Origin of the sequence: Rhodococcus sp. MS16 (genome assembly GCF_013277795.1) — a bacterium.
GTDB lineage: Bacteria > Actinomycetota > Actinomycetes > Mycobacteriales > Mycobacteriaceae > Rhodococcus_F > Rhodococcus_F globerula.
In genome coordinates this window covers 29269-54517 of the sequence record NZ_VBTM01000016.1, presented here as the reverse complement: position 1 = coordinate 54517, position 25249 = coordinate 29269, and the positions used below count along the sequence as shown (strand labels likewise).

28 protein-coding genes are annotated in these 25249 nt (G+C 60.0%); 18 read left to right on the top strand and 10 right to left on the bottom strand.

The window, feature by feature from the left end:
- Nucleotides 1-25 precede the first annotated feature (25 nt).
- Entirely contained in the window at nucleotides 26-538 is a 513-nt protein-coding gene (locus FEZ60_RS27495; RefSeq protein WP_172937580.1) for a hypothetical protein, read from the top strand.
- 12 nt (nucleotides 539-550) lie between these two features.
- On the top strand, nucleotides 551-1258 hold the full coding sequence (locus FEZ60_RS27490) for a hypothetical protein (RefSeq protein WP_092804307.1): 708 nt from the start codon (nucleotides 551-553) through the stop codon (nucleotides 1256-1258).
- Nucleotides 1259-1263: 5 nt separating this feature from the next.
- Here FEZ60_RS27490 and FEZ60_RS27485 read toward each other — a convergent pair whose 3' ends face one another.
- The gene (locus tag FEZ60_RS27485) at nucleotides 1264-1779 is read right to left on the bottom strand and encodes a CGNR zinc finger domain-containing protein (protein ID WP_033233491.1); all 516 of its coding nucleotides are present in this window, start codon (nucleotides 1777-1779) and stop codon (nucleotides 1264-1266) included.
- 264 nt (nucleotides 1780-2043) lie between these two features.
- On the opposite strand from FEZ60_RS27485, the gene FEZ60_RS32710 reads away from it, so the two are divergent.
- The 4 genes from FEZ60_RS32710 to FEZ60_RS27470 all read left to right on the top strand — a co-directional run bounded on the left by FEZ60_RS32710 (nucleotide 2044) and on the right by FEZ60_RS27470 (nucleotide 4572).
- On the top strand, nucleotides 2044-2256 hold the full coding sequence (locus FEZ60_RS32710) for a hypothetical protein (RefSeq protein ID WP_242484876.1): 213 nt from the start codon (nucleotides 2044-2046) through the stop codon (nucleotides 2254-2256).
- Nucleotides 2253-2531 (top strand): hypothetical protein, encoded by a 279-nt coding sequence (locus tag FEZ60_RS32705; RefSeq protein WP_242484875.1) that lies wholly within the window; start codon nucleotides 2253-2255, stop codon nucleotides 2529-2531. The genes FEZ60_RS32710 and FEZ60_RS32705 overlap by 4 nt, the downstream gene beginning before the upstream one ends.
- A gap of 137 nt (nucleotides 2532-2668) precedes the next feature.
- Nucleotides 2669-3856: an ATP-binding protein gene (locus tag FEZ60_RS27475; protein WP_033233842.1), complete on the top strand. Its 1188-nt coding sequence runs from the start codon at nucleotides 2669-2671 to the stop codon at nucleotides 3854-3856.
- Nucleotides 3853-4572 carry a M50 family metallopeptidase gene (locus FEZ60_RS27470; protein WP_045065287.1) on the top strand — a complete coding sequence of 240 codons (720 nt, stop codon included), beginning with the start codon at nucleotides 3853-3855 and terminating at the stop codon, nucleotides 4570-4572. Before FEZ60_RS27475 ends, FEZ60_RS27470 begins: the two co-directional genes overlap by 4 nt.
- Before the next feature lie 59 nt (nucleotides 4573-4631).
- On the opposite strand, the gene FEZ60_RS27465 is transcribed toward FEZ60_RS27470, so the two are convergent.
- Nucleotides 4632-5639: an NAD(P)H-dependent glycerol-3-phosphate dehydrogenase gene (locus FEZ60_RS27465; RefSeq protein ID WP_092804301.1), complete on the bottom strand. Its 1008-nt coding sequence runs from the start codon at nucleotides 5637-5639 to the stop codon at nucleotides 4632-4634.
- A 101-nt stretch (nucleotides 5640-5740) separates the two neighbouring features.
- A complete protein-coding gene (locus FEZ60_RS27460; RefSeq protein ID WP_172937579.1) occupies nucleotides 5741-6466 on the bottom strand; it encodes an FCD domain-containing protein in 726 nt (241 codons plus the stop codon).
- 132 nt (nucleotides 6467-6598) lie between these two features.
- Here FEZ60_RS27460 and FEZ60_RS27455 point away from each other — a divergent pair, with 132 nt between their 5' ends.
- The 3 genes from FEZ60_RS27455 to FEZ60_RS27445 all read left to right on the top strand — a co-directional run bounded on the left by FEZ60_RS27455 (nucleotide 6599) and on the right by FEZ60_RS27445 (nucleotide 9593).
- Complete coding sequence (locus FEZ60_RS27455; protein ID WP_033233479.1) at nucleotides 6599-7987, top strand: gluconate:H+ symporter; 1389 nt, start codon at nucleotides 6599-6601, stop codon at nucleotides 7985-7987.
- Between the two features lie 9 nt (nucleotides 7988-7996).
- Nucleotides 7997-8521 carry a gluconokinase gene (locus FEZ60_RS27450; protein WP_033233474.1) on the top strand — a complete coding sequence of 175 codons (525 nt, stop codon included), beginning with the start codon at nucleotides 7997-7999 and terminating at the stop codon, nucleotides 8519-8521.
- 100 nt (nucleotides 8522-8621) lie between these two features.
- A complete protein-coding gene (locus FEZ60_RS27445) occupies nucleotides 8622-9593 on the top strand; it encodes an alpha/beta hydrolase (protein WP_116102636.1) in 972 nt (323 codons plus the stop codon).
- 7 nt (nucleotides 9594-9600) lie between these two features.
- On the opposite strand, the gene FEZ60_RS27440 is transcribed toward FEZ60_RS27445, so the two are convergent.
- Complete coding sequence (locus FEZ60_RS27440) at nucleotides 9601-10473, bottom strand: alpha/beta fold hydrolase (protein ID WP_172937578.1); 873 nt, start codon at nucleotides 10471-10473, stop codon at nucleotides 9601-9603.
- 141 nt (nucleotides 10474-10614) lie between these two features.
- Here FEZ60_RS27440 and FEZ60_RS27435 point away from each other — a divergent pair, with 141 nt between their 5' ends.
- Both FEZ60_RS27435 and FEZ60_RS27430 read left to right on the top strand, forming a co-directional pair.
- Nucleotides 10615-11490: an LLM class F420-dependent oxidoreductase gene (locus tag FEZ60_RS27435; RefSeq protein WP_172937577.1), complete on the top strand. Its 876-nt coding sequence runs from the start codon at nucleotides 10615-10617 to the stop codon at nucleotides 11488-11490.
- A gap of 31 nt (nucleotides 11491-11521) precedes the next feature.
- Nucleotides 11522-12013 carry a nuclear transport factor 2 family protein gene (locus FEZ60_RS27430; protein WP_045065271.1) on the top strand — a complete coding sequence of 164 codons (492 nt, stop codon included), beginning with the start codon at nucleotides 11522-11524 and terminating at the stop codon, nucleotides 12011-12013.
- A 93-nt stretch (nucleotides 12014-12106) separates the two neighbouring features.
- On the opposite strand, the gene FEZ60_RS27425 is transcribed toward FEZ60_RS27430, so the two are convergent.
- Nucleotides 12107-12898: an SDR family NAD(P)-dependent oxidoreductase gene (locus tag FEZ60_RS27425; protein ID WP_172937576.1), complete on the bottom strand. Its 792-nt coding sequence runs from the start codon at nucleotides 12896-12898 to the stop codon at nucleotides 12107-12109.
- A gap of 35 nt (nucleotides 12899-12933) precedes the next feature.
- Nucleotides 12934-14481 (bottom strand): FAD-dependent oxidoreductase, encoded by a 1548-nt coding sequence (locus FEZ60_RS27420; RefSeq protein WP_045065266.1) that lies wholly within the window; start codon nucleotides 14479-14481, stop codon nucleotides 12934-12936.
- 212 nt (nucleotides 14482-14693) lie between these two features.
- On the opposite strand from FEZ60_RS27420, the gene FEZ60_RS27415 reads away from it, so the two are divergent.
- Nucleotides 14694-15206, top strand: coding sequence for a nuclear transport factor 2 family protein (locus FEZ60_RS27415; RefSeq protein ID WP_045065263.1), 513 nt, complete (start codon nucleotides 14694-14696; stop codon nucleotides 15204-15206).
- Between the two features lie 117 nt (nucleotides 15207-15323).
- Here FEZ60_RS27415 and FEZ60_RS27410 read toward each other — a convergent pair whose 3' ends face one another.
- Complete coding sequence (locus FEZ60_RS27410; RefSeq protein WP_045065259.1) at nucleotides 15324-16118, bottom strand: IclR family transcriptional regulator; 795 nt, start codon at nucleotides 16116-16118, stop codon at nucleotides 15324-15326.
- A 199-nt stretch (nucleotides 16119-16317) separates the two neighbouring features.
- Entirely contained in the window at nucleotides 16318-16824 is a 507-nt protein-coding gene (locus FEZ60_RS27405; RefSeq protein WP_045065257.1) for a flavin reductase family protein, read from the bottom strand.
- A gap of 266 nt (nucleotides 16825-17090) precedes the next feature.
- Here FEZ60_RS27405 and FEZ60_RS27400 point away from each other — a divergent pair, with 266 nt between their 5' ends.
- Complete coding sequence (locus FEZ60_RS27400; protein ID WP_172937598.1) at nucleotides 17091-17702, top strand: PadR family transcriptional regulator; 612 nt, start codon at nucleotides 17091-17093, stop codon at nucleotides 17700-17702.
- 31 nt (nucleotides 17703-17733) lie between these two features.
- Here FEZ60_RS27400 and FEZ60_RS27395 read toward each other — a convergent pair whose 3' ends face one another.
- On the bottom strand, nucleotides 17734-18495 hold the full coding sequence (locus tag FEZ60_RS27395; protein WP_172937575.1) for a helix-turn-helix domain-containing protein: 762 nt from the start codon (nucleotides 18493-18495) through the stop codon (nucleotides 17734-17736).
- 67 nt (nucleotides 18496-18562) lie between these two features.
- Between FEZ60_RS27395 and FEZ60_RS27390 the strand changes: the two genes are divergently transcribed.
- Nucleotides 18563-20371: an NAD(P)/FAD-dependent oxidoreductase gene (locus tag FEZ60_RS27390; RefSeq protein ID WP_172937574.1), complete on the top strand. Its 1809-nt coding sequence runs from the start codon at nucleotides 18563-18565 to the stop codon at nucleotides 20369-20371.
- A gap of 54 nt (nucleotides 20372-20425) precedes the next feature.
- Nucleotides 20426-21352 (top strand): alpha/beta hydrolase, encoded by a 927-nt coding sequence (locus tag FEZ60_RS27385; RefSeq protein WP_172937573.1) that lies wholly within the window; start codon nucleotides 20426-20428, stop codon nucleotides 21350-21352.
- A gap of 148 nt (nucleotides 21353-21500) precedes the next feature.
- On the opposite strand, the gene FEZ60_RS27380 is transcribed toward FEZ60_RS27385, so the two are convergent.
- Nucleotides 21501-21743 (bottom strand): hypothetical protein, encoded by a 243-nt coding sequence (locus FEZ60_RS27380; protein WP_045065251.1) that lies wholly within the window; start codon nucleotides 21741-21743, stop codon nucleotides 21501-21503.
- Nucleotides 21744-22097: 354 nt separating this feature from the next.
- On the opposite strand from FEZ60_RS27380, the gene FEZ60_RS27375 reads away from it, so the two are divergent.
- From FEZ60_RS27375 to FEZ60_RS27365, 3 genes are read left to right on the top strand one after another with little or no spacing between them, the layout of a single operon-like run.
- The gene (locus tag FEZ60_RS27375; RefSeq protein ID WP_172937572.1) at nucleotides 22098-23024 is read left to right on the top strand and encodes an SMP-30/gluconolactonase/LRE family protein; all 927 of its coding nucleotides are present in this window, start codon (nucleotides 22098-22100) and stop codon (nucleotides 23022-23024) included.
- A 52-nt stretch (nucleotides 23025-23076) separates the two neighbouring features.
- Nucleotides 23077-23982, top strand: a complete 906-nt coding sequence (locus tag FEZ60_RS27370; protein WP_045065249.1) for an SDR family NAD(P)-dependent oxidoreductase — start codon at nucleotides 23077-23079, stop codon at nucleotides 23980-23982.
- A 33-nt stretch (nucleotides 23983-24015) separates the two neighbouring features.
- On the top strand, nucleotides 24016-25248 hold the full coding sequence (locus FEZ60_RS27365; RefSeq protein ID WP_172937571.1) for a cytochrome P450: 1233 nt from the start codon (nucleotides 24016-24018) through the stop codon (nucleotides 25246-25248).
- Nucleotide 25249: the final 1 nt, after the last annotated feature.

Genomic DNA, 25249 nt, shown 5'->3' with positions numbered 1-25249 from the left:
TCGAACGTGATCGAGAGGGATGTCAATGCAGATACAGCGCCGAAGTGCAGTTCGTCGTGTAGTCGGGACCGTCGCTGTAGCAGCGGCAGCGCTCGGTGTCGGGGTGCTGATCAACCCGGCAGTCGCGTCGGCAGCAACGACGGCTCCCGAGGTGTCGTACTCGGTTGACGGTAACGACCTGACGCTGACGGTGCGCAATACCAACACGACGATCACCTCGTGGTGCCAGGTATTTGTCCTGAACGCGGCGGACGCGGCGGCTGTTGCCCAGGAGCCCGGCAAACTACTCGATCCGAATGTTGTTGTTTATCCGGATGTTTCGGATCCATCCACGCTTTTCGGAGTCGGAGTGGGCTCGACCGTTACCAAGACTGCACCTGATCTTCCCGACGGTACGTACGCCGTTGTCGGCGGATGCGTCGACTTCCGCGACGGAAGTGGACTCACCCCGACAATCGGAACTCCCGCCGTGGTTATCATCGGCGGTCCCCTCGGCGGCATCAATACCGGTAGTCTCACAGGACTGTTCGGCAGCTGAGCGGAGAAGGTTATGGCCACACGTGGATTCACCAGAATTCTCAGCGGAATTGCACTGGCGTCCGCTGCGGCGATCGGAATGGCATTTCTGACGCCGGCTGCTGCGTCGGCAGAACGGGTTGTATTGCCACCCCCGCTCTCGGTGAGTGTGTCGGGCAACAACATTACGTTCACTATCAAGAATCCGAATCCGCGACTGAGCCTGATCAACTGCACACCGGCGATTGTCGATATCAGGAATCTGCCCGCCGTCATCAGTGACCCGGCGTCGTTGCTCGATCCCGGTGTCCTTGTCTATCCACAGGTTACGAACATCGGTGATCTGTTCGGAGTCCTTCCGCAGCGAGAGCTGACCAAGACTGTCACCGATATTCCCACCGGGGTTTACGCGGTTGTCGGTGCCTGCGTGTTCATTCCGAGCCTCATTCCGCCGATCACGACGCTTCCGGCAATAAGCTTGCCCGAAGTTGTGGTTGTCGGCGGATTCTTCGAAGGGCTCGGAACGGGAAGTGTTTCAGGCTCGTTGGAAGGTCTCGGGTTCGAGAGTGTGAACGATCTCATCGAGGCCTGGGAGCGGATCTCCGCCGGAAGTAGTGATTCGGGTAGCGGTAACGGCAGTGCCGTCAACACCGGCAGCAACAGCGAGAGCCTCGGCGCCAATCTCGGGAGCTTCGACTTCCAAGGCGGCTCGGGCATAGATGTAGTCGTGCCCACCTCGTAGCGAGTTCAGGTTCGCGCGCGATGGCGTCGTACCGCGTCTCGATTTGAACAGGTCGGGGAGCAGTACCGTTGTCTGCCGTTGCGTGAGGTGTCGGCATAGATGTTGGTGCACTCCTCGAGGGAACATCGGCCCAGACGATGCATTCCGCGGCCCACGAGGTGTAGTGCCGTCCCAACTGAAAACAAGGCTTTCAGGACCTCGGCAAGCGACTGCTGTGGATCGCGGTAGTGCAGATGCCAGCCATCGCCCGCGTGATTGGTCATGCGCGGGTAGGCCGACGCTTGCTCCAACATGACGTTCACCAGTTCGGCACGGGCATTCTCATCTGTGACGTCGACGATTTTCGACCATTCGATCAGGAGGTCGAGCGTCTCTCCGAGGTCTTTCTCAGCAATGGGGAAATCGAGAATGATGCCCGCCTCGACGCAACGTTCGACGAGTTCATTCAGGTTCTGGGGATGGCGATTGGCCAGGTCGGCGGCCAAAGTCACCGCATATTCGCCGTAAGGGTTGAGATGCATAATGGCATTACATCATGGTTGTCGTATGAATAAAACAGAACTTGCCAGCGTCAGGTGCATCCACCGGTGGGAAATCGAATCGCGTCATCGGACCAGCGAAGGGACTGTCACCTACCTGCGCTGCCACTGCGGGTCGTGGCAAACCCTGCTCACCGAATGGATGTCGGGGGGTACTGGCTCAGCCATCGCCGCGCCGACAAAGGCGCGGTCCAGGTCGTGATCGAATGCGCCGGTTAGTCGGCGCGTTCGGGTTAGTGTGCCGACATGGGCTTCTCGTTGACCTTCATGCGCATCAAGCAGGACGAGCAGGTTGATGCCGACCGCGGCGGCGTCGCCGACTTCCTCGAACGGCGTGGCCTGCAACTCGTTGCGGGCCGGTACGGAGGAGAGATCTTCGATCTCGACGGCAAGCCTCTGAGCTTCGACGATCGTTCTCTGACCTGTACCTCGACCCACTGGACCAGGGCGATCCTTTGAGCGGCGGCATCTTCCACGCCAGCCTTTCTGCTGCAGAGTGCGCGTTCATCTACGAGCTGTGTGTCGCCGCCGGTTTCATGATCGTCAACCCCTCTGGTGATCCGACGTTTCTTGTGCCGCAGCGCAACCACGCGCCTGAAGACCTTCCGGAACTCGACGACGCGGCTTGGGTGGAGAGCCCCGCCGAACTTTTACAGGCCCTCACCGGGAGCTTCGACGAGTTCCGCGCGTATCGGAACAAAGTGCTCTCGCAGTACCCAGGCCGTCCACACTGAGTTTTTCAGTCAGCTCAAAGGCAACGGTTGGCGGACTCCTCCGACGAGCTCCCGCCGATATTGCGCTTACTAGTTCTCTCTAGGACACGCCCTAGATGACGGCATATTCGGCTAGCTGACTTGTACCGTCGATGGGCATGGACCCCGTACGCAATCCATATGCCCCTGGCGCCGGCCAACGGCCGCCGGAATTGGCCGGTCGAGACAAGCAGATAGACGCGTTCGACGTCGTGCTCGAGCGCATTGCCCGCGGTCGACCCGAACGCAGTGTTGTCCTGACCGGGCTCCGCGGTGTGGGAAAGACTGTGCTGCTGAACCAGCTCAGGTCGGCGGCCATCTCGAAGAGCTGGGGGACGGGCAAGATCGAGGCTCGCCCCGACCAAGACCTACGACGCCCACTGTCGTCGGCCCTGCACATGGCCGTCCGGGAGATTGCGGTCTCGCATCGCGATCCTGAGCGGGTCGAGCAGTTTCTCGGTGTTCTGAAATCGTTTGCGCTCCGGGCGACGGCAGACAAGGGGATGCGTGAGCGGTGGCAACCAGGTATTGACGCCCCGGCGCTCAAGGGGAGGGCCGACAGCGGCGACATCGAAATCGACTTGGTCGAACTGCTGATGGATGCGTCGTCGTTGGCGCGGGACGTCGGTGTCGGTATCGCGATTTTCATCGACGAAATGCAGGATCTCGGTGCGGCAGACGTATCGGCGATCTGTGGGGCCTGCCACGAATTGAGTCAGGACGCAGCACCTTTGATCGTGGTCGGAGCGGGACTTCCGCACCTGCCTGCAGTGTTGTCGGCATCGAAAAGCTATTCGGAGCGGCTGTTCAGCTACCACCGGATCGATCGACTCGAACGTGATGCGGCAGACCAGGCGTTAATCGCACCCGCCGCACGTGAGGATGTCGAGTTCACAGACGCAGCGCTCGACGCTCTGTACGACGCGGCGGACGGCTACCCCTATTTTGTTCAGGCCTACGGAAAAGCCACGTGGGATGTGGCCGCGTCGAGTCCGATCACGAAAGACGATGTGCGGGTAGGTGCTCCGACGGCCGAGGAGGAATTGGCAGTCGGGTTCTTCGGATCACGGTATGAGAGAGCAACTCCGGCAGAGCGGGAGTACATGCGTGCCATGGCAGATCTGTCCGGTGACGACGGGCCGGTGGCGACGGCAGCGATCGCGGTTGAACTCGGACGCAAGCCCGCATCGTTGTCGCCGGCGCGTGACGGGCTGATCAAGAAGGGACTGATCTACTCCGCGGAGCGCGGCTCGATCGGATTCACGGTGCCGCACTTCGGCCGCTACTTGCGTGGGCAGGCAGAGTGAACGCGCTCGAGACCGCGTGGGATCGGGTTACGGCGATCAGCCCTGCTCCGCAAGCCTGGGTAGTTCCGCTGGCAGCGCTTGTCGCCGTGGTGATCGTCCTCGAACCACACCTGTGGCAGGTTGCCCGCAACGTCGTGACCATCGCACACGAGGGCGCTCATCTCATTGTTGCTGTCCTGGTCGGCCGACGGTTGAAAGGTCTTCGGCTGCACTCGGATACGTCGGGGGTTGCCATCTCCTCGGGTAAACCGACAGGATTCGGCGTCATCGTGATGACGTTCGCGGGCTATGTGGGTCCGTCGATTCTCGGACTGGGAGCGGCCGCCTTGTTGGGTGCGCAACGGGCGGTGTTGGTGTTGTGGATCGGACTGTTTGTTGTTGCGGTGATGATGGTGTTGATCCGCAACCTGTACGGAGTGTTCTCGCTTGCCGTTGTGGGGGCGGCGCTGTTTGCTCTCGTCTGGTGGGGATCGGCGGAACTGCAAGTGGCTGCCGCATACTTCTTGACGCTCTTCCTGCTGTTTGCCGGACCCCGCCCGGTCGTCGAACTGCAGCGTCAGCGGAGCCGCCGCGGCGGTGCGCCGGATTCCGACGCGGATCAACTGGCCAGACTCTCGCCGATACCCGCGATCGTGTGGGTCACGTTGTTCTTCGTGGTGAACGTGGGAGTGCTGGCTGTCGGCGGTTGGTGGATCCTGCGTCCAGTGATTGCTTGAGTATCGATTGATCTATCTACAGGTATCTAGCTAATGGGCTAGATACCTGTAGATATTAATCACGCGATGTCTTCCTCGTCGCCTGCAGCCACCCTCTGCAAACCTCGGTAAGCGTCGTTGGCGCTTTGACGGCCGGCGATGACCGCCTCGACCTCCGCCGCGATCGGCATGTCCACGCCGTACTCGCGGGCCAGAGCCATGACCGTCGGAGCGGTTTTCACGCCCTCGGCAACTTGACCCAGCTTCTCGACGGCTTCCTCGACTGTCAGCCCCTGCGCCAGTGCTTCGCCCACCCGGCGGTTGCGGGAGGTGGGAGCCATGCAGGTGGCAATCAGATCGCCGACGCCGGTCAAGCCGGCAAAGGTTCGTGGATTGGCGCCCATCGCTTCGCCCATCCGGGTCATCTCCGCGAGCCCACGAGCCAACACCATGGCGCGGGTGTTGTCGCCGACGCCAAGACCGTCGGCCATTCCGGACGCAATCGCGACGATGTTCTTGAGGACGCCGCCGAGTTCACATCCCAGGACGTCGGTGTTGCGATAGACGCGGAACACCGACGACGCAAAGAGTGGCTGCAGTGCTGCGGCAACGCGGTCGTCCTGCGTCGCGACGACGGAGGCGGCGGCCATGCCGTCGACAATCTCCTTGGCGATGTTGGGTCCGGCGAGAAGCCCGACAGGGTGTCCGGGCAGGCACTCGGCGATCACCTCGGTGGGTCGCTGACGCGTACCGGGTTCGAGACCCTTCGCGAGCGACAGGATCGGTACCCACGCGCGAACCTCGTTGGAGATCTCGGCAAGTGTGGAACGAACGGCATGCGACGGAACGCCGCAGACCAGAACGTCGGCCTCGCGCGCTGCCTGAACCAGGTCGGATGTCGCTTTCAAGCCTTTCGGAAGCCTGCGTTCACCGAGGTACCTGCTGTTGGTGCGCTGGGAGTTGATCTCGTCAGCGGTGTCCGCACTGCGTGCCCACAACAAGGTGGGGGTGTTGCGGGCGGCCAGCCCGGCAACCGTGGTTCCCCAGGATCCTGCGCCGAGTACAACGACGCGTACCGGGCGGGCCATCAGAGTGCGCTCTCGGGCGTAGCGAGTGATGTCATGGTTCCAAGCGTTCCACTTGCGGAGCGGTTGCGGAGCAAATCGGCAGAGTCTGTGGCTCGGCTTACTTACGTCGTGCTCGGCGGCGCGGATGTACGCATGGTTTCGACGGCGTCGGCGGACTCCGCGACTATCGACCGCATCGCGGCTTCGGCGGCGTCGGCGTCACCGGACTGGATTGCCGACGCGACCACTCCGTGCAGGTGAATGGCTTCCGGATCAGCTTCGTGGGGCATCAGGGCGTGGCGGGTTCGGCCCTCGAGGATCTCGACGACGATCTGTGACATCGCACGCAGCATGGGGTTTCCGGACGCTGCGAGCAGTGTGCGATGAAAGTCCGAATCATGCCCCAGATAGGCGTCGGTGTCTGCAGCCCGTGAGGTAGCTGACATTCCGATCACCGCCGCAGTGAGCGCGCCGCACTGCTGCGGAGTGGCTCGGGTCGCGGCCAAGCGAGCAGCCAGAGGCTCGATTCCCGAGCGTAGTTCGCTGAGGATCGACAGTTGCTCGAACCGGCCGGGGCCGGCCAATTGCCAGCGGATGACAGTGGGATCGAGCGCGTTCCAATGCTCCGATCCGAGGATCGTGATTCCGACGCGTCGACGCACCGATGCGAGGCCGAGTGATTCGAGTACTCGCACGACTTCCCGGATGACTGTGCGGGACACGTCGTAGCGGGTTGCGATTTCATCCGCGGAGATCGTGGTGCCCGGCGCGAGGGCACCACTGACGATGTCCTGACCCAGTTGTTCCAGCATCGAGTCATGCAGTTGCTGAAACGGGAGTGAGGCCATGCGTAGATCGTCCCATGTGTATGGATTAAGCCCGATGAAAGTCCGATAAATACTACAAATTAGTGTCTGGTCTTGAAATTGTAGGTTAATTGAGGAACAGTGACCTCCATCACTCGTTGGACTGGAGTCCCTATGAACACCACAGCACTGCTGGCAGCCGAGGTCGTCCCGGCTGGAAGCGATGCTCGACTGATCATCGCCGCCGTTGCGGGCGTCGCCGTGATCATCGCGCTCATCACCTGGCTCGATCTGCACCCCTTCCTTGCTCTGTCGATCGGAGCGGTAGGCGTCGGATTGGCTGCAGGGCTCGGATCGGCTGAGTCCGTTGCGGCCTTCGCGACAGGGTTCGGCTCGACGATGGGCGGCGTCGGCATTCTCATCGGCTTCGGTGCCATGTTCGGCAAACTGCTGGCCGACTCCGGCGGTGCTGATCGAATAGTGGACACCCTCGTCAGTCGATCAAGTGACCGGGCGCTGCCGTGGACGATGGCTCTGGTTGGCGCCGTCATCGGTCTGCCGATGTTCTTCGAGATCGGCCTCGTCCTGTTGATGCCCGTCATCATTCTGGTGGCCAGGCGGTCCGGGCAGTCCTTGATTCGTATCGCGATTCCCACCCTCGCGGGTCTGTCTGCGATGCACGGTTTGGTTCCGCCGCACCCCGGACCGCTGGTCGCCGTTTCCGCGTTGAACGCCAACCTCGGTCTGACATTGGCACTTGGTGTACTCGTTGCCATCCCGACGGTGATCCTGGCCGGCCCGGTCTTCGGCAAGATCGCTGCCCGCTGGGTAGATGTCAAAGTTCCCGATCTCTTTGTCACAGGCGAGGATCGGGGCGAAGAGGAGAAGGTGCAGCGCCCCAGTTTTGCGGCCACTCTTGCCTCGATCATGCTTCCCGTGGTGCTCATGCTCGGCAAAGCTCTGGCCGAGGTCATCGCCCCTGATTCCGAATCGCTCCCCAAATCGGTACTGGACTTCCTCGGAACCCCGGTTGTTGCTTTGGGACTCGCAGTTCTGGTCGGCATGGTGCTGCTCGGACGCGGCGGCGGAATGGATCGCAAGGCCATTTCGAAGTCACTCGAGAGTTCACTGCCGCCGATTGCCGGCATCCTGCTGATCGTCGGCGCCGGTGGTGGTTTCAAGCAGGTGCTTATCGACACCGGTATCGCTGACGTGATTGCCGACGCGATCAAGGGCAGCAGCTTGCCGGTGCTCTTCCTCGCGTGGCTGGTCGCTGTATTGATCCGCGTCGCAACAGGTTCGGCAACCGTGGCGACAGTCACGGCCTCCGGGATCCTGGCTCCTGTTGCCGCCGAGCTCTCTTCGACTCACGTTTCGTTGATGGTGCTGGCAATCGGCGCGGGTTCGCTCTTCCTTTCACACGTCAACGACGCAGGATTCTGGTTGGTCAAGGAATACCTCGGCGTCACCGTTGTGCAGAACCTCAAGACGTGGACGGTGATGGAGTGCATTATCTCGGTGTCCGGACTTGCCGGTGTCCTTGTCCTGAGCGCAATTATCTAGGGGTTGGGCATGACTGAGAAAGCAGCACAGAAGAATCCCGTGCTTGTCGTGATGGGTGTATCGGGCTCCGGCAAATCGACTGTCGGCGGAATGATTGCCGGCGCGATGGGCTGGGATCTCCAAGAGGGCGACGATCTGCACCCGCAGGCCAACATCGAGAAGATGGCTACCGGGCATCCGTTGAACGACGACGACCGTTGGCCGTGGTTGGACAAGATCGCGCAGTGGATCACGCAACATACCGATGCAGGGCAGCCGGGCATCGTCACGTGCTCGGCACTCAAACGCAGTTACCGCGACATACTGCGGGGTGAGAACGTCGTGTTCGTTCATCTTGCCGGTTCGCGCGATCAGATCGGCCAGCGGCTGACTGCGCGCCTCGACCACTACATGCCGCCGTCACTGCTGGACTCGCAGATCTCCACGCTCGAGCCGATCGACCCGGATGAACAGGCGATCATCATCGACGTCGGTGGTAGTCCAGTCGAGATAGTGGAGGAAATTCTGCGACGGCTCGAAGAACTCGGATACTGAGTTCGGGCGCCAGCCTGTCCTGTCGAAATTGCGTCGGTTATCGTTCAGTCAAGGTATGTGTAACTCGGATACACAAAATGCCTTGACCTGGGAGGACGCTATGCGGACGCGAGATTCGACGGTATGGCACTGGAACGTGAGCCCGCGCGCACGGTTCATCTTTGCTGTGACCAGGACATTTGTGAAGCCCGCATTCACCTACTGGCCGACCAGTGACCGCGGGATCCGGCAACTCGAAAAGCTCGACGCACTTGCCGACCGCCTGCCCAAGCCCAAGAATCTCGACATCGAACCGCTGACGATGGGCGGGGTTTCCTGCGAGAAGGTCACGCACCCGCGCCGCGCTACCGGCGCGCTCGAGGGAGCCACCATTCTCTACTTCCACGGCGGTGGATTCATCTTCTGCGGACTTGCCACCCACCGAGCACTGTGTGGCCTCCTGTCCGCCAAAGCCGGCGTCCCGGTGATCTCCGTTCGGTACCGGCAATTGCCCGAAGGGTCGATCGGCACGTCCGTGGTTGACGCCATGGCCGCGTACACGGCACTTCTCGAGACCGCGGAAGACCCGAACAAGATTGTGGTTGCCGGTGATTCGGCAGGCGGCTACCTGGCAATGAAGGTCGCCGAGATAGCAGCGCTGCGCGGAATCACACGCCCGGCCGCCGTTGTCGGGTACTCGCCGCTCCTCAACGTAGACCTCGAAGAGCACGATCCTGATTTCATGAAACGCGATGCGTACCTGCCGATGTCGCAGGTCGAGAAACTCAAGGATCGATGGTTGAACGGACCGGACAACATTGTCGGCGAGCAGTCACCGATCAACGCCGATCCGAAGTTGCTTGCGCCCTCGTTTCTGGTGTGCGCCGAGTACGAACTGATGCGCCCGGACGTCGAAATAATGACCGAAAACTTCATCAAGGCAGAGCAAACCGTCGAAACCCACATCTGGAGTGGGCAGATCCATGCCTTCCCGGTGATCGGCAAGGCGCTGCGCGAAGGGCGCACGATCGTTGATCTGAGTATCGCGTTCCTGGAACGTACCTTGGCGTCGAAGCGCAAGATCAGCGCCTGACTTTTCTCTATTGATCGGCTTCTGCACGGGTAAGGAATGCCAGAACGGCCGAGACCCAGGCGTCGCGGGCCTCGATCATCGTCCAGTGACCGCACCTGGGGAAGATGTGCACTTCACCGTTGGGAATGTCGCGCATCGGCAGAATCGCCATGTCGACGGGGCTGACGCGGTCATCGCGACCCCAGGTGAGCAGTGTCGGGGCCTTGATCTTGTTCAACTGTGCCCAGTACGGCACATCCGTCGACGCAGCAGCGGCGGCGCCCATAGCGGCCATGGCTTTGCTGCTGTACATCCGGCGTGCGATCTCGAGGGTCGTCGGCTCGGTGGCGAGCGCCCAACGCTCTTCGATGAGCTGCTCGGTGACAACTGCCGGGTCGAAGACCATCGACTGCAGCCAACGGATCAGGGCTTCGCGGGTGGGGTTGTCGGTGAATTCCATGAGGAGCTTGATGCCTTCACCGGGGCCGGGCGAGAAGGTGTTCTTGCCCATGCCGCCGATGGTGACGAGCTTGCTGACGCGGTGCGGTTCGTCGATCGCGACCTTGGTGGCGACGATGCCGCCCATGGAGTTGCCGATCAGGTGGACGGGACCGAGGCCGAGTCCGTCGAGGAACGCGCTGACCGAAGCCTGAGCCATCATCATCGGGTGGCCGTCGCCCGGGTCGCTGACGCCGAAGCCGGGGAACTCGAGAACGTAGCAGTGGAAGTGCTCGGCGAAGTCCGCGAGAACGCCGCGGTAGTTGCGCCAGCCGGTGACTCCGGGACCTGATCCGTGCAGCAGCACCAGCGGCGGACCGTCGCCGGCCTCGTGATACCGGAGCACACCGAGATCGGTCTGCAGCTCTTTCAGAGTGTCCTCGTAGCTCAGTTCAGTCGTCATATTCCCAACGGTGCCACCATAGTCGGATGCGCACCATCGCTCCTCCCGATCAGAGAGAACCTCGGTGCTGGAAGTGAAAGTCCTCCCGCCTGACGGTCATTCGAATTCCGTCGACTCCAGGTAGTCGGATATGACTGTCCGATGCACCTGGGAATCGTTACACCAGTTCTGATTCAGCATCCGAATACTCGAGCCGGCTGGGAGTCGAGTGCCGGAATCAACGAGGTCGCGCAGATCGCGGAGACGGCTGATCGGCTCGGATTTCATCATCTCACGTGCAGCGAGCACATCGCCGTACCCGAAGCGATTGCATTGGAACGCGGTGGAACGTACTGGGATCCACTCGCCACGCTGGGTTTCTTGGCAGCACGAACGGATAACATCCGTCTTGCGACTCAGGTGCTTGTTCTCGGGTATCACCATCCACTCGAGATCGCGAAGCGGTACGGGACACTCGATCGAGTCAGCAACGGTCGCCTGGTTCTGGGGCTCGGGGTCGGATCACTAGAGGAGGAATTCGAACTCATCGGCGCACCCTTCGAAAGCCGAGGTTCCCGAGCGGACGATTCTCTTGCTGCGCTTCGTGTTTCACTATCAGTCCCGTGTCCAGAGTTTCATGGCGAGTTCTACAGTTACACGGGGTTTGTCGTGGAACCACACGCGCTGCAGCCGCGTGTGCCACTGTGGATCGGTGGGCGGACGAAGCGGTCGTTGCGCCGCGCGACAACGCACGGCGACGGCTGGGTACCGTTCGGGCTGCAGCTGTCCGAACTCGAAGAGATGCTTGCAGTGGCGACGCTCCCCGACGGTTTCGATGTCGTCCTGTCCACTGGGGCAGCACTCGACCCACTCGGTGATTCCGAATCGACCTCCCGCGCTCTGGCCGGAGTGCGAGATGCCGGCGCAACCATCGCGAGTAGTTCGATTCATGCAACGGACGTCGGGCACTACTGCGATCAAGTCAACGAGTTGCACCGTATTGCACTCTCCGAGGGTGTCGATTTCACTACTTCCTGATTCAAACATCTCTCATACGAAGGGCCGGAATATGAACGACTCCACCAATTTGATTGAATCCTTGTGCGCCCGTGTGGAACTTCTCGAGGACAAGCTGGCGATCACCGAACTCCTCACCACGTACGGTCCTGCCGTGGATAGTGGCTCTGCCGACGTGGTTGCAGGTATGTGGCTCGAAAATGGCGTCTATCACGTCGATTCCGGTCCTATGCATGGTCGTGGCGAGATCCGCACAATGGTCCACAGTGCCGCTCACCAGAACTGGATCATGAACGGTAGCGCACATATGATGACGCCGGCGCATATTCGAATCGATGGCAACAACGCTGTCGCGACCTGTCATTCACAGCTTGTGATCAAGGATCCCGAGAATCCAGCTGGATTCAAGGTACTTCGGATTACCGCGAATCGTTGGGAACTGGTCAAGGTTGACGGAGTATGGCAGGTCGAACTCCGCACCGGACACGTTCTCGACGGGAGTCCGCAGGCTCGTGCGCTTTTGGGAGCCGGTGTAAGCAACTGATTTTCACTGACGGAGCGACTCGATGCGGTCCGCGGACAAATCCCACAGGGTGTACTCACGATCTGCGAGTGCACCCTGTGGAGTATGCGCGGATCAGGAGCGATTCAGCAGAGCGCGCATCGCATCGGCAGCACCCTTGACCAGAGTGTTACGGGGGAACCCGCTCTGTCGCTCGGCCGACTCCTGATTGCCTGTTGTAATCCAGATCGGACCGTCCGCGAGGTGCTCTAGCCCCTCGCGCGCAACATCTTCTGGCTCGGAGGCCTTCATTCCGGGCAGATCGAAATTCAGTCCAGCGCGAACCATCGCCGGGGTCCTCGTGAGTCCGAGGATCAACTCGAGAACATGCACGCCATAGGGAGCCAATTCAAGCCACAGGCTTTCGGCGAAGATTCGTCCGAAGGCCTTGGATGCGGCGTAGATGCCCAACTGCTCGGAGCCGATGTAGCCCGACAGTGAACCGAGCAGCAGGATGCCACCGCGTCCGCGATCTTTCATCAATCCGCCGAAATGATGCGAGAGTTCGAGCTGCTTGTTGACATTCAGTTCGATGATGCCCCGGAATCCGTCGAGGTCGCCGGTGACAAACTCATGCCCGTAGCTGTTTGCGCCGGCATTGAAGATGAGCAGGCCCACCTCGAGGTCGTCGGTGAGGACACGAATTTGGTCGAGCGCGTCCGGAACAAGCAGATCGAGTGCGAGAGTGCGTACTTCGACACCGTTGGCGCGTGCTTTTGCTGCAGTTTCTTCGAGAGGATCCGGCTTGCGGGCAATGAGTACGAGATTGACGCCGATCTTACTGAGCTCGTCGGCAAAACTCGCGCCTACGCCTTCGGAACCGCCCGCGATAACTGCCCACGGTCCGTAATACTGAGGATCGATCACACTAGCTCCTTTGAAAATTGTTCGTGCACAGTGGATTACTTCATCATGTGTTCGATTGCCCGATAGGAAAACACCATTGCCGTTCCGAGTGGGATACCGGGCCCGGGGTAGTGTCGACCGGTCAGGGATGCTGCCGTATTGCCAGCCGCGTAGAGGCCGTCGATGGCGGAGCCATCCGGTCGAAGAACACGCGCGTCGGCGTCCGTCCGGAGGCCGCCCTTTGTGCCGAGATCGCTGAGAACGATCCGTGCGGCGTAGAACGGTCCTTGTGAAATCCCATGCAGCGCAGGGTTGGGGGAGCCGCCCGAATTCGACGGCGGGCAGAAGAACAGGTCGTACGGATCTTCGCCGCGCGCAAAGTCTTCGTCGACTCCATGCTTTGCGAAGTCATTGAACCGCTCAACGGTTGTAGTCAGATTCGCTGCAGGCACATTGATCGCTGCTGCGAGGGCTTCGATGGTGTCTGCTCGTACCCAGGTTTCAGCGGCTAAGTGATCGGCCGCACTGACGGACGGAACCGAAATCGCGGGAAGGACGCCTTCCCCTTCTCTCGAATCGAACACCAAATAGGACGGAATCGCCTGTATCGACTTGTTCTGGGCGATCATCGCGCGGCCGAATTGATCGTAGGGAAGTGACTCGTTGAGGTAGCGGTCACCATGCGCGTCGACAACGATTCCGCCGCGGATACCGACCAGGAAAGCTCCTCTACCATCGGGGAGTTCGATACCCGGGCACCACCAGGCCTCGTCCAGCAGATCGGTGTCGGCGCCGAGTGCGACCGCAGCAGTCAAGAGGTCGCCGGTATTGGCCCCGCGTGGACCCATGCTCCACTGTGCTCGCCCGGGAGTGCTGTGCGCTGCTCGTATCTCGTCGCTGCCTTCGATTCCACCTGCGGCAAGCAGCACACCGTGTTTGGCTCTGATGTGGATGATGGCGCCGTCAGGGGCAGTGGCTTCGATTCCGACTACGCGCCCATCATCGACGATCAGCTTTTGGGCAGCGGTGTTGCTGCGTAGATCCGCATGTCCGGTTGCCTCGAGTGCAAGCAATAGTCGGCCGATCAAAGCGCGTCCGCCTACCAAGGTCTCCTCGGGCTGCGACCCGCCGGCGCGGTCGACACCGGGCTCCGGCCGTACCAGATGGCGGAGCTCTCCAATGTCGCTGCTGGGCAGATCGATCGGATTGATTGCTCGACCGGAGTCCATACGACCAGGGCGCTTGTAGTAATCGGGAAAGGGCCGCCACTCGAACTCTATGTTCGGATCCTTCTCCAGGAATTCGACAACCCTCGAGGCTGTGTCGACAAACGCCTCCTGGCGTTCTAGTTCGTCGTCTCCGAGGAGGGCGCGAAGATAGGTGCGAGCCTTTTCGGGGGAATCACCGATTCCGGCGCGTTCCTGAACAGACGTTCCAGCAAGCCAGATTGCTGCGCCCGAGTAGGCGGAGGTACCGCCGAATCTAGCTGTCTTCTCAACAACGATGGTCTTCAAGCCCTGTGCTGCAGCGGTATACGCTCCGGTAAGCGCTCCGCCGCCGGAACCCACGACCAGCACGTCGCATTCCACTGTCTCGTTCTGCATGTTCGGTATCCTCACTGCAAATATGTTGAATCTCTACGCAATACCTTCTCGAGGGTGTTCGCCAGGGTGAATCCCATTGGTGGGTTATCGTTTCGAGTCGGCAACTGGGCCGCAGATTGCCGCCGCCGTCGCACAGCATTTCACCGTGGTGAGTTGTCCGTTCATCGGAACAAGCCGTTGTCCGCAGGCAGGCGCGCTGGCACCCTTGCGAGATGGGAAACGAAATCACTTTGACCGTGGGCGAACAACTCCTGGCCATCGAAAGTATCAAGAATACTTTTGCTGCCCGATTACGTTGCATGGACAACAAGCAATGGGAAATATATCCGACTCTACATACTGAAGACGTTGTCTCGGAGACGTGGGGAGGCGCGCCCATCGACAGGCAGCCGCAGACTGACGGTGTTGCGAATCGCGTTGTGGGTAACGAACGATTGGCGCGCACGATCAGTGCGCTGCTCGATGGCGCCACCAAGATCGCATCAGTTCATCACGGGCATACGCCAGAGATCGAATTGACGTCGAACACTACTGCGCGCGGTGTCTGGGCGATGGAGGACAAACTGTGGTGGACGAACGGAGATCATGAAGAGCATTTGCACGGGTACGGTCATTACCATGAGGAGTACCGCCAGGAAGGCGGTCGGTGGCTTATCAGTTATCGGTCGTTGACTCGGTTAAGGGTCGACGCCACTCCCGGCTTCCACTCGTCTGCCCGGTACTGATTGTAGGAGTGCGTGTGCGCTGCAACGAAAGATGCGTGGCCGGCAGATCGTTCGACTTCTGCCGGCCACGATTCGTGGAGGAATAGACTGTGCGCCAATGGATGCAAAGACCTAGGGTTACGAAGCTTCGCGATGGTCCCCTGATTTGAGGTCATTCGCAACGCACGCGTCCCAGATGTTTCGAGCTGCGATGCGAACCGTGCCGACAAGCTGATTCATCTTCATGTCTTCGATGGGCCCACAGACCGAGATCGCTGCCCGATTGCCGTAGTGGTGGTCCCGGGGGCCGATTGATGTTGCAACACAGCCGATCCCCGGCACTGATTCTTCACGATCCATCGCCACGCCGTGATCGCGGACGCGTTCGAGTTCCTCGTGGAGCCGCTCGTGCGAGGTGATGCTGTAAGGCGTCGACTGACGAAGCGGACCCGCCGTCGCGTCGTGCATTCGTTCGGGTTCGAGATTGGCCAATATGGCTTTGCCTACGCCGGTCAGGTGCGCTGGGATCCGGGCTCCCACCTTGGTCGGAAGCGACAGGGGCTTCCGACCGGGGATGCGATCCAGATACAGAGCGTCACCCTTGTTCAGGACTGCAAGATGCACCGTGAGTCCGGAAGAGCGAGCCAGTCGGTTCAATACGGGAAGAGCACCATGACGGAGTCGGTTCTGATTGAGTGCCCATTGTCCGACTTCGTATGATCTGGTGCCGAATTCGTACCGGTGCTCTTCTCGCGCAACCCATTGCGCCTCTACAAGTTGCTCGAGAAGTCGGTGAGCGGTCGAACGAGGAATTCCGGTCTTGTGGGTTATCTGTGAAAGCGTCAGAGGGCCTGCCCCTTTGAACGATTCGAGGATGACCGAAATTCGATCGACGACAGATACCAGATCGTCTACGTTGCGTGTACTTCTCACCGGATCTCCTGACCTTGACCTCAATGCTGTGATGGTCGTCACCCTAACGACGGTGGGTTGGTCTTCGCAAACGACTGACCCACCTCGCGGGAAAATCCGGTGCATCGATGCGTGGCTGCATATTTGCTGTCCGGGTAGTCGGCGGAGGTCTGATCGGAGTTACGGCTACTTTTGCCGAAATGCTCTGTTCGGGACTGCTTCAGAGGCCGTAGCTGCCTCGGAAGAAAACCAGGGGCGACTCGTTCTCTCGCTCGACGCGGAGCTCACGAACTGCACCGACAACGATGTGGTGGTCGCCGCCGTCGTGGACCGTCTCGATGTCGCAGTCGATCCAAGCAAGTGCGTTCGCTATCAGAACGGCCCCGTGTCGGGTCGTCCACGGTGCAGATTCGAATTTGGTGCCGGTGGATGACCCGAACGCAACGCACACAGCTTGTTGGTCGTGTGCGAGGACGTTTGCTGTGAAGCGGCCGGTGGCGGCGATGCGTGGCCAACTCGTCGAGGTCTTGCCGGGGCATACGAGTATCTGCGGCGGGTCGATCGACAACGAAGTGAATGATTGGCAGGCGAAGCCGATCGGGTGCCCGTCCGAGGACAGGCCGGTGATCACGGTGACTCCGCTGCAGAAGTTTCCGAGTGTATATCTGAACTGCGCGGCATCCGGTCGCGCTTCGTTGCCGGGTTCGCGACGATCGCTTTGAATCATGTGTAGAGCATCGTCAGTAGGTATGTGTGGTAGGGACATTCGTCTCCCTCGGTGACTGTCGGCACGTGATGTGCAGAAGCAATTCTGGGGTTTCACGGATGTCACCGGAGCTGGCATTCCCGTCAGTCGGGAGGAAAAGTGGGTGTTCCATTCAGCGGGGACAGCCTTAGGCTGTGAATGCATGTCGTTGTTAGTCTTGGTCCGTGCCCGATCTCAATGACGCATCCTTACCGGCTTTGCCCGCGACGAGTTGGGCAGTGCTGGGAATGCTCACGTTCGGTGAAGAATTGAGCGGCACCGATCTGAAGAAGTGGGCAGATTGGAGCGTGGGGTTTTATTACTGGAGTCCGTCGCTCAGTCAGGTCTACACAGAGTTGAAGAAACTCGAGACAGTTGGCTTCGTTCAATCGCGAGAGATCTCCGAATGGGGCGAACGCACCCGCCGCGTCTATGGAATAACGCAGTCCGGAGTCGACGCCGTCCGGATATGGTCGCGGGAGTCGCCCGTTGAGTTTCCGGTACTGAAGCACGGTGTCATGTTGCGTTTGTGGATGGGGCATCTGAACGATCCGGATCACTTGAAGGCGATCGTCTGCAATCACATCGCGAACGTCGAAGAAAAGATGGCTAAAGCAACCCAGCATGCCGATCATTCGGAAGGTGAACCGGGATGGGCGTTTTCGAAGATGAGTCTCCGCTGGGCGGCACGCCACTTCCAAGCCGAGATCGACCTGGCTTATGATTTACTCGAAGAAATTGACGAAGCTGCCGAACTGTTCGCGCAGAGTCGTGTCGACGAACTCGGCCTACCGACTCCGGTCGATCCGGGAATATGGAAGTCTGTTGACGATGAAGTCCGGAAGCCCCTGTCTGACTGAACTTCCCTGAACAGTTGCGATGCAGATGGGATCAGCGAGCCGTTGATCCGTGCGGAGTTGACCGTAAGGTCTTGCTGCGCTGCATTGTTGGAACAACATGGTTGTTGACGCGACGCCAGACTGCGGTAGCGGTACTGACCAGGATTTCCGTCAGCCGTGGATCTGGTGGATTCAAGGGGAGTTGGTGACTCGGTCCGGAGAGCGATAGTGCCGTTGATGCCGACCCAATTGGCCCGATTGGGGCGGCGATCGAGCCGAATCCTTCGATCGGTGTATGCCGCTCACATGCGATACCGGTTTCACGAAGTCGGTCGTACGACGCTCCTGATGCTCCGTTGTACGCCAGCAAGATCCTGCCGAGTGCAACCCGGTCTGCTTTGTCGCGTGAGCCGACGCGATTCGGGACAGCGCCGGCAAGTCGGCCGCCGACGTACTCGTGAAATACGAGTTCGTCGCCGTCGAGGGCTGCAAGTTGAACCGCGAGTCCGGTGGCACGATGCAGTTCGTGTAGGTGCGGAATGATGGCCGAGTGCAGTCGGTCCTGTCGCACCGCCAATGATCCGAGTTCCATCAGACGCAAGCCCAGCGTGTAGTCGTGACCGTCACGCTGTAGCCATCGCAGTTGGACGAGATGCTCGAGCATGCGATGTGCCGATGAACGCGGCAATCCTGTGCGGCGAACAATCTGAGCCAGCGTCAGGTTTGCGCTCCCGTCGAAGGTGTCGAGCAGAAGAGAAACGCGATCGAGAAAGGCGCTCGGGGTTGAGCGGTCGATCGTCGACTGGATCGTCATTGGGCTAGCTCCTGTTCCGCTGTTTCTCCACCAAAAGCCTTGTACTTCGGTATTCCTATTAGGAATCATGACACGGCGTGGTGGATTTGTGAAGCAGCTCACCGGTCGAGGGTCATTGTTGTGGGGCGACCGCTGGACGGGAGATCTGGTTCTCATCGCCTGTTGGGCAACTTATCGTGGCGGCACGCAAGTGTTCCGGTTGTCGGACATCGGCGACGGATTTCGAGAGGGATGTCGCATCGTGAGTACCAGTAAAAGTGTGGGCAAGAGTAGTGCCGACGTCGACGTAATAGTTGTCGGAGCGGGTATAGCGGGGATGTACGCAGTGCATACCCTGCGGCAACGGGGATTGAGGGTTCAGGGATACGAATCGGCTTCGGGCGTTGGTGGAACCTGGTATCACAACCGCTATCCTGGCGCGCGATGCGACATCGAAAGCTTGGACTACTCCTACTCGTTCTCCGAAGAGCTTCAGCAGGATTGGGAGTGGAGTGAGCGTTACGCCACCCAGCCGGAGATATTGAGCTATCTCGAACACGTGGCGGAACGGTTCGACCTGAATCGGAGCTTCCAGTTCGATACCCGAATCGCCTCGGCTACGTTCGACGAATCCACGTCGAGATGGCATGTCGTCACCGAAGGGAACGATCAAGCGTCAGCGAAATTTTGCATTTTCGCGACGGGATGCCTGTCGGCCGCGAATCTGCCTGATATAGCCGGGCGAGACGATTACACAGGCGAGTCGTACCACACCGGGCAGTGGCCGCACGACGGAGTTGACTTCGGAGGCAAACGCGTTGGCGTCATCGGAACCGGCTCGTCGGGTATTCAATCGATACCGCTGATCGCGGAGTCTGCGGAACATGTGTACGTCTTCCAGCGTAGCGCCAACTACTCGATCCCAGCCGGTAACCATCCGTTGGCTCCGGAGGCAAGGCACGAAAGCAAGGCGAATTACGCAGAGCGGCGAAGGCTTTCATGGATGAGCGGTGGTGGGTCGCCATTCACTCCGTATCCCAAGCGCGCGATGGAGGTCGACGACGCCGAGCGAACCCGCGTGTACGAGGAATGGTGGAAGCGTGGGGGAGTCCTTTTCGGTAAAGCCTTTCCTGATCAGACCGCGAGCATCGAAGCCAACGACACGGCGCGTAGGTTCGCGGAGGCGAAGATACGTGAACTGGTGCACGATCCGGAGATTGCCGAGGCGCTGACACCGAAGGATCATCCGATCGGTACCAAGCGCATTGTGACCGATGACGGGTATTACGAGACGTTCAATCGCGACAACGTCTCGCTCGTGGACTTGCGCAAGGCACCGATCGATCGCATTACCGCCGACGGTATCAAGACGAGCGCCGAGGACTTCGAACTCGATATGATCGTTTACGCAACCGGTTTCGATGCGATGACCGGATCGTTGAATCGCATCGACATTCGCGGGCGCGGGGGCCGTCAGCTCGGCAGCGAATGGTCCGCCGGACCGCGTACATATCTCGGACTGGGTGTGCACGGCTTTCCGAACATGTTCATCGTGACCGGGCCTGGCAGTCCGAGTGTGCTGTCGAATATGGTCCTCGCCGCTGAACAACACGTCAATTGGATTGCAAACTGCCTGGATTACATGGCCGAGCACGGTGCCGAAACAATCGAAGCGAGCGCCGAGGCGGTGGAGACGTGGGTCGAGGAATGCAACGACCGAGCGTCGGCAACTCTCTTTCCCATAGCGAATTCGTGGTACATGGGAGCCAATATTCCCGGCAAGCCCCGAGTGTTCATGCCCTACATCGGCGGCTTCGGCGTCTATGGGCAAATCTTGCGCGAGGTTGCGGAGGCCGGATACAAAGGATTTGAACTGGATGGTGCGGTGGCCCCGTAACAGACGATTTCCACACCCAGATAACAGAATTCGTAGACGATCAGGAGATCATTCATGGCAGTGCATCCCGAAGTTGCGGCAATGCTTTCCGCGCTGGAATCCGGATTCCCGGACGTCACAAAATTTCCACCAGTCGAATTGCGTGAGCTGATCCGTAGTCGACGTGCTCCACTGCAGGCTCTACCCGACATGCTTGCGGTTGACGATCTCACCATCGACGGTCCCGGGGGAGACTTGCCGTTGAGGGTGTTCCGGCCGCACGAAGATCGCCAAGATCTGCCGGTTGTAGTGTTCGCTCACGGCGGTGGTTTTGTATTCTGCGACCTGGACAGTCATGACGAATTCTGTCGCTCGATGGCGGAAGGCGTTGGCGCTGTTGTGGTTGCGGTCGACTACAGGCTTGCTCCCGAACATCAGGCTCCGGCTGCGCACGATGATGTGTACGCAGCCTTGGAGTGGGTGGCGAAGAACGCGGGCGAGTTTGGCGCAGATCCGTCCAAGATCGTCCTCGCCGGCGACAGCGCCGGTGGAAATCTAGCAGCCACGGTATCTATTGCCGCGAGAGATCGAGGTGGCCCGGCAATTGCGGCACAGGTTCTCATGTACCCGGTGATAGATGATGATTTCGAGACGGAATCGTATCGGCTGTACGGCACTGGTCACTACAACACCACCTCGGCGATGAAGTGGTACTGGCAGCAGTATGCTCCCCACGGGACCGACGATCCGCGTGTGGTTCCGACGCGGGCAGAGACTCTTGCCGGCCTACCGCCGGCGGTAATCGTCACCGCCGAGCTGGATCCGCCCTGCACATCGGGGGACACGTACGCGCAGATGCTGGAGATGGCCGGCGTGCCCGTCCGGCATCACCGTTTCGACGGACTGTTTCACGGATTTCTGACGTTCACGTCGCTCTCGTTCACGGAACCCGCTCGTCGTGATATCTGGACGATGCTTCGCGGAGTGCTCGACGAGAGTTAGGAGCGATTGGGGACCTGTGAAGCTTGAATGACAATCGAGTTCGGGTTGGCCGTGGCGGTGGACGAGGGCGCTCGCGGTCAACCCGAACTCGTTCCTCGGTTCAGGCCCGTAGGCCACGCCCTGATGTGAGTTCCTACTGGACTGAACCTTAACTGACACTTGGTAGTTCGATCCGGCTCTCGGTAAGTTCCTGTGAGCGCACCGCGTTGTCGATGCTGCGTCGCAACGCCGGGCAGGCCCGGTCGTTGTCTCCCAGGGGGCGGTGCGCTTCCGCGATGAACGTGCAGTCGTTCGCGTCGTCGACCCACTGGATGGTGGTGTGGGCAGTGCTGAACTTTTCGACGAGTACGCAACGGTCACACACTTCACACGTCAATTTCTGCAGCGTCATCGTAGATCCTCCTGTTGGTTCGGCGGGCGGCTATCCAAGGCTCGCTCAGTTCGCCGGAAATTAGTACGGGTAATCCCGTTGGGCCGACGCTCTTCTTGTGCGTCGGGTGTGCCGTCCCCGAATAGTTCTTGTGAATTGCTTCGGCGTAGTGCTCGAATGGGTATCGTCAGGTCAAATCTGGATCCAATTTTGAGTCCCAAGTTACCGGGCGTCAAAGAAATTAGTTGACAATCCGCATATACCAAGTAGTGTGAACGGCATCACATGCCCAAGGTTCGCCTTTGGATCCCTTGCATAGCAGCATGTTTCGTTGTTTACGGCGAGCGCATGGACGCCGCCACGGAAGGAAAAGTCATGACCAATGCCGTTGCTGACGCAGTTGCAGGCGCACGCATCCTCGAAGCGAACGAGATTGCCAAGGGATTCTCGTGGCCGGAGTGCCCCCGCTGGCACGACGGCGCCCTGTGGTTCTCGGACATGTATACGTCGACGATCAAGACTGTTGACGCGACCGGTGAGGTCCGCACGGTAGTCGACGCGACCTCGCGGGCGGCTGACACCACAGTTCCTATCGTGCTGGGAGGATTCGGTTGGCTGCCCGACGGACGCATGATCGTCACGTCCATGCATGAAAAGCTGGTGCTGGTGTTCGACGGCGAATCCTTGGAGGAGTACTCGGATCTGTCCGCGCACGCGCCGGGGCCTGTCAACGACATGGTGGTCGACGCAGACGGTCGTGCCTACGTCACGCAGCTCGGGTTCGATCTCTTCAACGGTGCGGAGCCGGTAGCGGCACCGCTGATCTCGGTCGAGATGGATGGCTCCGCCGCTGCAATCGACTCGATCGGTCCGCTCATGGGAGCCAACGGAATTGCCCTCTCCGAGGATGGAACTCGCCTGTACACGGCAGAGGCATTTGCCAACCGGCTTCTCGTCATCGATCGTGCGGCTGACGGCACGCTGTCGAACCCCCGCGAATTTGCACCGGCCCCGTTCCTTCCGGACGGTATTTGCCTGGACTCCGACGGTGGCGTCTGGGCGGCTATGCCGGGAAGTGGATACGTCGGCCGTTTCGTGGAGGGCGGCGAGATCACCGATGCGATCGCGATTCCTCTCGAGCGGGGTGTCGGGTCTGCCTGCATGCTGGGCGGTTCGGATCGCTCAACTCTCTTTGTCACGGTAGGTGTCGAGGTGTTCGATTTCGAGAAGTCTGCGCGCGAAGCACTCGCGTCGATCTGGTCGGCCGAAGTCCATCACAGTGGCGGCGGCACCCGTCCCTGATCTGCCAGACACGATTGATCCTGCACCGCATAGCCCTGGAAGAGGAAAGAGTATGAGCGAGTTACGTTTCGACGATCGTGTTGTTGTCATCACCGGAGCCGGGCGCGGAATCGGGCGAGAGTATGCATTGCTGCTCGGAGCACGGGGTGCAAGCGTGGTGGTCGGTGATCTTGGTGCCCGAACCGACGGGTCGGGAGTTGACGGCGACAACCCCGCTGCTGATGTGGCTGCTGAAATCGCTGCTACCGGGGGACGCGCCGTAGCCTGCACTGCCGACGTATCCACCGATGAAGGAGCACGCGCGTTGGTCGCGGCGGCAGTCTCCAACTTTGGACGACTCGACGCCGTCATTAACAATGCCGGAATAGTGCGCACCGCTTCCTGGACCGAAGTTGCGGACGAAGAATACCAGCGCCACTTGGACGTTCACTACTTCGGCTCGCTCATGCTCGCGCGTGCTGCCTGGCCGCACCTCGTCGAATCCGGTTCCGGCAGAATCGTCAACACTGTCTCGGCGGCGATGTTGGGTAACTCGATGATGACCCATTACGGTAGCTCCAAGGGCGCTGTGTTCGGACTGACCCGAAATCTTGCACTTGAAGGCGCTGAACACGGAATCAAGGTCAACGCTATTGCGCCCGGCGCGAGTACGCGAATGGCGGAGGCCGCAGCGGGTGGTCTGCCGCCCGAAGTCCTTGAATACATGCGTACTTCGCTTCGAGCTGAGCAGGTGGCACCTGTCGGTGCATATCTGGTCCACGCTGATACTGCAGTGACCGGTGAGGTGTTCAACGTGGCAGGCGGCGCAGTGAATCGCATGGCAATTGTCAACACGGTTGGTATTGCCGATCCCGAGTTGTCGATCGAAACGGTTGCAAACCGGTTCGACGAGATCATGGCAGTTACCACCGATGCCGTACCCCAGGTCGTCACCCCGCCGCATGTACCGGCTTCTTGACTCTCTCTGCCTCACATCCTCTTTGGAGATGACATGACTACCGTTGAAGAACCCGTAGCGGACACTACGTATCCGTTTGCCGCGGTCCCGCCCACCGAAGCTGCCGCCCGGTACAAGGCAATCGCAGCCGATCGACCGATGACCAAGGTGACGATGCCGATCGGCGGTGACGTCTGGATCATCCACCGCAACAGCACTGCCCGCGCCATGCTCAGCGATCCTCGGTTCGTGCGTGAGCCTTTCCGCACAGGTGAACGTAAGGTCCCCTACTTCGTGGAGTTCCCGGACTTCCTCAAGACGACCATTCAGTTCGAGGATCCGCCCCAGCACAGTAAGCTCCGTCGGTTGGTTCAGAAGTCCATCTCGCCGAAACGTGTTCGCGGTATGCGTGATTCGGCAGTCGAATTCGCGAACACCCTTATCGACGAGATGGTAGCAAAGGGCTCACCGTCCAACCTCGTCGACGACTACGCCGTTGCGTTGCCCATTCAGATGATCTGCAATCTTCTCGGAGTCCCTCCGGAGGATCGGTCGAAATTCCAAAAGTGGAGTTCCGCGACTCTTGCGGTGGCGAATATGCCCGAGGAAGAGGTCATGACCAACATGGGTGAGCTAATCCAGTACATGATGGCCTTGATCGACGAGCGTCGTCGTGAGCCGCGCGAGGATCTGCTCAGCGATTTGGCCAACGCGCGAGACAAAGACGACAGCCTTACCGACGCTGAAATTATGCCGATCGCATTGATTCTCATTGTCGCCGGCTTCGACAATACCGCCAACTTCATTTGCTCGGGTGTGTACTCGCTTCTGAATAATCCCGACCAGCTCGCCGTCCTACTCGAGGACGTCGACGGCGTTGCGCCGACAGCGGTGGAGGAGATTCTGCGGCACGGACGATTCGAACTCGGTCAAGATATCGCCGGCAGTGGCGGTTTGGTTCCGTTTGTTGCCACCGAGGACATCGAACTCGACGGTCAGCTCGTGGCTGAGGGCGAGGCGATTCTCGTTGATCCTGCAGCGACAGCCCATGACGGGATCGCGGTCGAGGATGGCGAGCGTTTCGATGTCACCCGCGCAGACAATCCGCATTTGACTTTGAGCTACGGCCTGCATCATTGCCTTGGTGCGCCACTTGCGCGAATGGAGATGCAGGTCGGCATCGCCGAGTTGTTCCGGCGCTTGCCTGATATTCGACTCGCGGGCGACGTCGTTGTCGATTTCGACAATCTTGTGCAGCCGATCACGTCTCTCCCGGTCGCCTGGTAGG

Bases quoted from the DNA above. Each gene is read 5' to 3' on its own strand.
- FEZ60_RS27415 (WP_045065263.1), top strand. From the start codon at position 14,694: ATGGGAAACGAAATCACTTTGACCGTGGGCGAACAACTCCTGGCCATC.
- FEZ60_RS27365 (WP_172937571.1), top strand. From the start codon at position 24,016: ATGACTACCGTTGAAGAACCCGTAGCGGACACTACGTATCCGTTTGCC.
- FEZ60_RS32710 (WP_242484876.1), top strand. From the start codon at position 2,044: ATGGGCTTCTCGTTGACCTTCATGCGCATCAAGCAGGACGAGCAGGTT.
- FEZ60_RS27380 (WP_045065251.1), bottom strand. From the start codon at position 21,743: ATGACGCTGCAGAAATTGACGTGTGAAGTGTGTGACCGTTGCGTACTC.
- FEZ60_RS27490 (WP_092804307.1), top strand. From the start codon at position 551: ATGGCCACACGTGGATTCACCAGAATTCTCAGCGGAATTGCACTGGCG.
- FEZ60_RS27395 (WP_172937575.1), bottom strand. From the start codon at position 18,495: ATGACGATCCAGTCGACGATCGACCGCTCAACCCCGAGCGCCTTTCTC.
- FEZ60_RS27435 (WP_172937577.1), top strand. From the start codon at position 10,615: ATGCACCTGGGAATCGTTACACCAGTTCTGATTCAGCATCCGAATACT.
- FEZ60_RS27390 (WP_172937574.1), top strand. From the start codon at position 18,563: ATGACACGGCGTGGTGGATTTGTGAAGCAGCTCACCGGTCGAGGGTCA.
- FEZ60_RS27450 (WP_033233474.1), top strand. From the start codon at position 7,997: ATGACTGAGAAAGCAGCACAGAAGAATCCCGTGCTTGTCGTGATGGGT.
- FEZ60_RS27405 (WP_045065257.1), bottom strand. From the start codon at position 16,824: ATGATTCAAAGCGATCGTCGCGAACCCGGCAACGAAGCGCGACCGGAT.
- FEZ60_RS27455 (WP_033233479.1), top strand. From the start codon at position 6,599: ATGAACACCACAGCACTGCTGGCAGCCGAGGTCGTCCCGGCTGGAAGC.
- FEZ60_RS27445 (WP_116102636.1), top strand. From the start codon at position 8,622: ATGCGGACGCGAGATTCGACGGTATGGCACTGGAACGTGAGCCCGCGC.
- FEZ60_RS27475 (WP_033233842.1), top strand. From the start codon at position 2,669: ATGGACCCCGTACGCAATCCATATGCCCCTGGCGCCGGCCAACGGCCG.
- FEZ60_RS27375 (WP_172937572.1), top strand. From the start codon at position 22,098: ATGACCAATGCCGTTGCTGACGCAGTTGCAGGCGCACGCATCCTCGAA.
- FEZ60_RS27400 (WP_172937598.1), top strand. From the start codon at position 17,091: ATGCTCACGTTCGGTGAAGAATTGAGCGGCACCGATCTGAAGAAGTGG.
- FEZ60_RS27420 (WP_045065266.1), bottom strand. From the start codon at position 14,481: ATGCAGAACGAGACAGTGGAATGCGACGTGCTGGTCGTGGGTTCCGGC.
- FEZ60_RS27385 (WP_172937573.1), top strand. From the start codon at position 20,426: ATGGCAGTGCATCCCGAAGTTGCGGCAATGCTTTCCGCGCTGGAATCC.
- FEZ60_RS27440 (WP_172937578.1), bottom strand. From the start codon at position 10,473: ATGACGACTGAACTGAGCTACGAGGACACTCTGAAAGAGCTGCAGACC.
- FEZ60_RS27460 (WP_172937579.1), bottom strand. From the start codon at position 6,466: ATGGCCTCACTCCCGTTTCAGCAACTGCATGACTCGATGCTGGAACAA.
- FEZ60_RS27430 (WP_045065271.1), top strand. From the start codon at position 11,522: ATGAACGACTCCACCAATTTGATTGAATCCTTGTGCGCCCGTGTGGAA.
- FEZ60_RS27465 (WP_092804301.1), bottom strand. From the start codon at position 5,639: ATGGCCCGCCCGGTACGCGTCGTTGTACTCGGCGCAGGATCCTGGGGA.
- FEZ60_RS27495 (WP_172937580.1), top strand. From the start codon at position 26: ATGCAGATACAGCGCCGAAGTGCAGTTCGTCGTGTAGTCGGGACCGTC.
- FEZ60_RS27485 (WP_033233491.1), bottom strand. From the start codon at position 1,779: ATGCATCTCAACCCTTACGGCGAATATGCGGTGACTTTGGCCGCCGAC.
- FEZ60_RS27370 (WP_045065249.1), top strand. From the start codon at position 23,077: ATGAGCGAGTTACGTTTCGACGATCGTGTTGTTGTCATCACCGGAGCC.